Annotated in this window: 4 protein-coding genes; all 4 read left to right on the plus strand. The window is 54.4% G+C overall.

Features of this window, described 5'->3' with window-relative positions; all coding sequences use genetic code 11:
• Window positions 1-140: 140 nt before the first annotated feature.
• The 4 genes from DNK49_RS22660 to DNK49_RS22675 all read left to right on the plus strand — a co-directional run bounded on the left by DNK49_RS22660 (window position 141) and on the right by DNK49_RS22675 (window position 3857).
• Window positions 141-965, plus strand: a complete 825-nt coding sequence (locus tag DNK49_RS22660; protein ID WP_110530319.1) for a hypothetical protein — start codon at window positions 141-143, stop codon at window positions 963-965.
• 59 nt (window positions 966-1024) lie between these two features.
• On the plus strand, window positions 1025-1975 hold the full coding sequence (locus DNK49_RS22665) for an IS5 family transposase (RefSeq protein WP_110530321.1): 951 nt from the start codon (window positions 1025-1027) through the stop codon (window positions 1973-1975).
• 314 nt (window positions 1976-2289) lie between these two features.
• On the plus strand, window positions 2290-3003 hold the full coding sequence (locus DNK49_RS22670; protein WP_110530323.1) for a hypothetical protein: 714 nt from the start codon (window positions 2290-2292) through the stop codon (window positions 3001-3003).
• A 347-nt stretch (window positions 3004-3350) separates the two neighbouring features.
• Window positions 3351-3857, plus strand: a complete 507-nt coding sequence (locus tag DNK49_RS22675; RefSeq protein ID WP_110530325.1) for a hypothetical protein — start codon at window positions 3351-3353, stop codon at window positions 3855-3857.
• The last annotated feature ends 338 nt before the right edge of the window (window positions 3858-4195 follow it).

The raw sequence follows: 4195 nt of genomic DNA on the forward strand, positions 1-4195 counted from the left end.
TGGTCGCCACGACATTCGGCCACCATGCGCACGGCGCGCTCACGAACTTCGGGGGAGAACTTCACTGACTTCTTCATGGCTCTATCTTCTCAAGAACTAGAGCCTCCACCAAACCCGGGGCGATTCAGTACGTTTCTGGCATGGCCCATGTTGTTGTTGAGCCAAGTCGCCAATTCTCCTATCAGGTCAAGACGCTGACGAACTCCCGCAACGCATTCGGTGGCACTGTTGGCGTCTATTGGCCTGACAGTGATGCACGTAAGTCATACTTTGTCGAGCACGACAGGCCAAACCAACGCGCCATCCAGATCGAAATTGCCAAAGACATTCGACTCGCGCTAGCCAACCGCCGTCTACGCTCAACCTGCACATGGGGTCACTTACGGGAGACAATCTCTCGTAAGCGATACGAGTTACTCAAGTCGGAAGGCTCAACGGAACTTCAAGCGTACATCGATGCATTCGATGCTGAACAAGCTGCAAAGGATGTAAAGCTAATTGAAGCTGAGCAGGAAATATCTCGCTTACACGCGGAGATACGGCGACTTTCCGCGGCAGAAGAAGCCTCCATCGCGGGCCTAATTGCACCGGGCAATGAGCAAGACTTCTTCGCCCACGAAATCCGAGACATCGTAATTTCGGCCCTTGAGGATTCCCTACGTGTGGCACGCGACAACGGCCGCCGCCACCACGTACTCCGTGACTTACTCGCCGCCAACCAGCCATCTGATAACGCCGCAAAGCTTGGAGATGAGATCAAGTCATTGTTTCGGACTTATCGAGACATGGACGCCCCTACCCGTAATGCGCTCTTGAAACTCGGCTTCGATATCTCCGAAGATGGAAAGCATTACAAGTTAGTCTTTCAAGGTGACGGGAGATATACATTTACCCTCCCCAAAACCAGCAGTGACCACCGAGCCGGGAAGAACATTGCTAGCGACATCAACAACGTTCTCATCTAGGGAAGCTCTGATCAATTCAGAGCTGCTATAATGCTTAAGTCATAAAACGTGCTACCACCATGAAACAAACGACCTTCGCCTCGCAGGCCTTCGACCGGAAGAAGAAACGGACTCGCCGGGAACACTTCCTGTCCGAGATGGAGACAGTCGTGCCGTGGGCAGAACTGCTTGCGGTGATCGAACCGCACTACCCGAAGTCGGGTTGCCGTGGCCGTCCGCCGATGCCGCTGGCGACGATGCTGCGGATCTACTTCATGCAGCAGTGGTACGCGCTGTCGGATCCGGCGATGGAGGATGCGTTGTACGAGATCGAGTCGATGCGTCGCTTTGCGGGGCTCGAACTGGCCGATGACGCCATGCCCGACGAGACGACGATCCTGAAGTTCCGCCATCTGCTCGAGAAGCATGGGCTGACCGGGCAGATGATGAACATCATCAACGACACGCTCGAACAGCGCGGTTTGCTGCTCAAGGGCGGCACCATGGTCGACGCGACCATCATCCACGCCCCGCCCTCGACGAAGAACCAGGACAAGAAGCGCGATCCCGAGATGCATCAGACGAAGAAGGGCAAGCAGTGGTACTTCGGCATGAAGGTCCATGTTGGCACTGACGTCAATTCCGGGCTGGTGCATACGGTGTCGGTCACGCCAGCCAACGAATCGGATATCAGCCAGTTGCCCCATCTGCTGCGTGAGGAGGACCGCGCGGTGTTCGGCGACAAGGGCTATGTCAGCAACGCGTTCAAGCGGGCGGCCCGCAAGGCCGGTGTGTTTTGGGGCGTGTCGCTCAAGGCGAGTAAGCAGCATCCGCTGACTGAGGCAAATAAGCGCTTCAACCACAAGATGTCTTCGATCCGCGCGCGGGTCGAGCATGTGTTTCGTGTCATCAAGCGCCAGTTCGGTTACACGAAGGTGCGCTACAAGGGGATCGCGAAGAACGCCGCGCAGGTGTTCTCGTTGATCGGGCTGACCAATCTTTACCTGGCGAGGCGAGCCTTGATGAATTGATGGGCGAAATCCGCCCGCTGCACCTGGAAATGGGTGCTCGGGGCCATGAAGGCCTCAAAGGACAGTGGAAGAAGCAGGAAAATCGATCATCGGAGTCGGTGCGAAATGGCTGGCTTGGGTGTGATTGCTCAGAAAGTCAATTGATCAGGGATTCACTCACGTTGCGATGGAAAAACTTTAACAGCGGAAGGCAAACGAATGACTGACTCCCGCTGACTCGGACTGGGAAATGATGAATAAGAAATCGTCGGTTATCGCCGACAGCAACCGTTTTCCCGAAAATCTTTTTTTTCTACACCGTCGTTAGGCTTCCCATGACGCTGCCGTCGATCTTAGCTGACCTAGTGGAATGGATTGAGGCACACGGCACAACCGTGGACCTCTTGAAATGGGCAGTTGTAGGCATAGTTGCTTGGGCCCTTGGAGTATTTCGCTTCTTGAAAGCGAAGCTGAAGAGGCCGAAGTTAGAAATTGAGGCACTCACCAGTCGGTGCATTTGGCAAGAACTAGGGGTTGTAGACGAAACTGACCACAACGCACGGGTCATCTTCCTCATTGAGGCAGGGATCAATAATCCAACAACAGATCCGATGGTCGTCCGCGACTTCACCCTTAAGGTCAGGCGGTTGAAACGCTGGCTGGTACGGAACCACGTACTAAATGCAGTGACCCTGCCGTCTCGTGTTCGGCACAACATTGGAGATATCACAAGGCTGCTAAAAAACTGGTTCTCCAATTTCGCTGAAGGGCCAGACACACTAACTCTTGGCGCACGGATCGAACCTCGAGACTGTCAGTCAGGGTTCTTGTTATTCGTTTCAGTTTCCTGGGGATACATGCGCCCCCATATAAAGAACGGCGCAGTACCTGTGAAACTTTACGCGCGACTAACTACAGGGGAAACCTTGGTTGCGAGATCAAACATTGTATTAATGGATGACCACGCGGCCTTCGAGGCAATGGTTCCGGGAGTGCTTGCCCATGTTGAGAACAGAAGTACTTGGAACATCATTCGGGCACAAGCCTAAGAAGTGTTTTCAAGAGATCGAAAAATGCTGCGCACTCTTCCGCCCGCTGAAACGAGACGTTGGGCACAATGATTCGAGGGCATCAGGTGAGCGGAACATGTTGGATCTGCGGTGCGAACGCTGATAGCAGCGAGCACCGTTTCAAGAAAACAGATTTAGTTCGTGCCCACGGCCGCGGCCCCTATGTTGGGCCATCTGCATTGGCCCACGTTCGCGACGGAATAGAGAGCTTAGTACAGGGACCTGGCTCACAAACCCTGAAATATCTCCCTAGCCTTTGTAAGCACTGCAACAATACTTACACCCAACCGTTCGATCGTGCGTACGACGCGTTGATCAGCTGGGTAATGGCGAACGAGGATTTAGTCCTCCGCCGTCGCTTCATTGATTTTGAAGAAGTGTACGGTGCTGGGTGGGAGGACTCACAGCGCAACCTATACAAGTACTTCGCCAAATCCTTCGGCTGCCGCCTAGTTGATGCGTGCACCGCAGTACCACCAGACATAGTTGAACTCTTGGGACAAACCTCTTTCCGCACTAGCCTTCGCCTAACCATCGCTGTCAACGAAGACCTCCTTCTTATGCCAAAAAGCGACCGCAACGGCTTTATTGGCAAAGGAGAGTTGTTCGCGTGGGCGCCACGCTCTGCACCCAGCAGTCCTGACTCCTTCATATGGGATGAACACATCTCCTGGTTAAGGACCTGCTACTGGTACAACCATGCACCAGACGGCGCATACGGATCGACTTGGATTGCAGACTGCAAAGTCATCTATCTCGGTAGCTTCGCGCCGCTGGACGAGCATACGCGAAACGAATTCATCGAGAAGGTGAAGGCGCGGGAAGAATCATAAGCGTACCACCGGCGAGCCCATCAAATGTTTGCAGCGGATCGTCAAGATGCTACGTATTTCACCGTCCGCTGACGCTCCACATGGACCGGCAGCATCCCGAAGAACTCAATGGCTGCACTGGGTCACAGCCCTCTCCAGCCAACAAACCTCCCCCAACTGAACCCCAGCCCCCACAACCAGTCCACGCACCGGACGCCCCAACAGGCCTCCACACCGGGGTTCGACACTTCCCCCCGATTTTCATCCCTTTTCGGAAAGTGCCTCCAGCACCGGCGCGGGTTTCAAGGCCATGATCGAAAAAGCTCTGTGGTGGCACGTTTGTAACAGTATTGTCCAGA

It is taken from the genome of Parazoarcus communis SWub3 = DSM 12120 (assembly GCF_003226565.1).
Taxonomy (GTDB): Bacteria; Pseudomonadota; Gammaproteobacteria; order Burkholderiales; family Rhodocyclaceae; genus Parazoarcus; species Parazoarcus communis.

Excerpts from the sequence above, each read along its gene's own strand:
- DNK49_RS22660 (WP_110530319.1), top strand. The coding sequence starts at position 141 with ATGGCCCATGTTGTTGTTGAGCCAAGTCGCCAATTCTCCTATCAGGTC.
- DNK49_RS22665 (WP_110530321.1), top strand. The coding sequence starts at position 1,025 with ATGAAACAAACGACCTTCGCCTCGCAGGCCTTCGACCGGAAGAAGAAA.
- DNK49_RS22670 (WP_110530323.1), top strand. The coding sequence starts at position 2,290 with ATGACGCTGCCGTCGATCTTAGCTGACCTAGTGGAATGGATTGAGGCA.
- DNK49_RS22675 (WP_110530325.1), top strand. The coding sequence starts at position 3,351 with ATGGCGAACGAGGATTTAGTCCTCCGCCGTCGCTTCATTGATTTTGAA.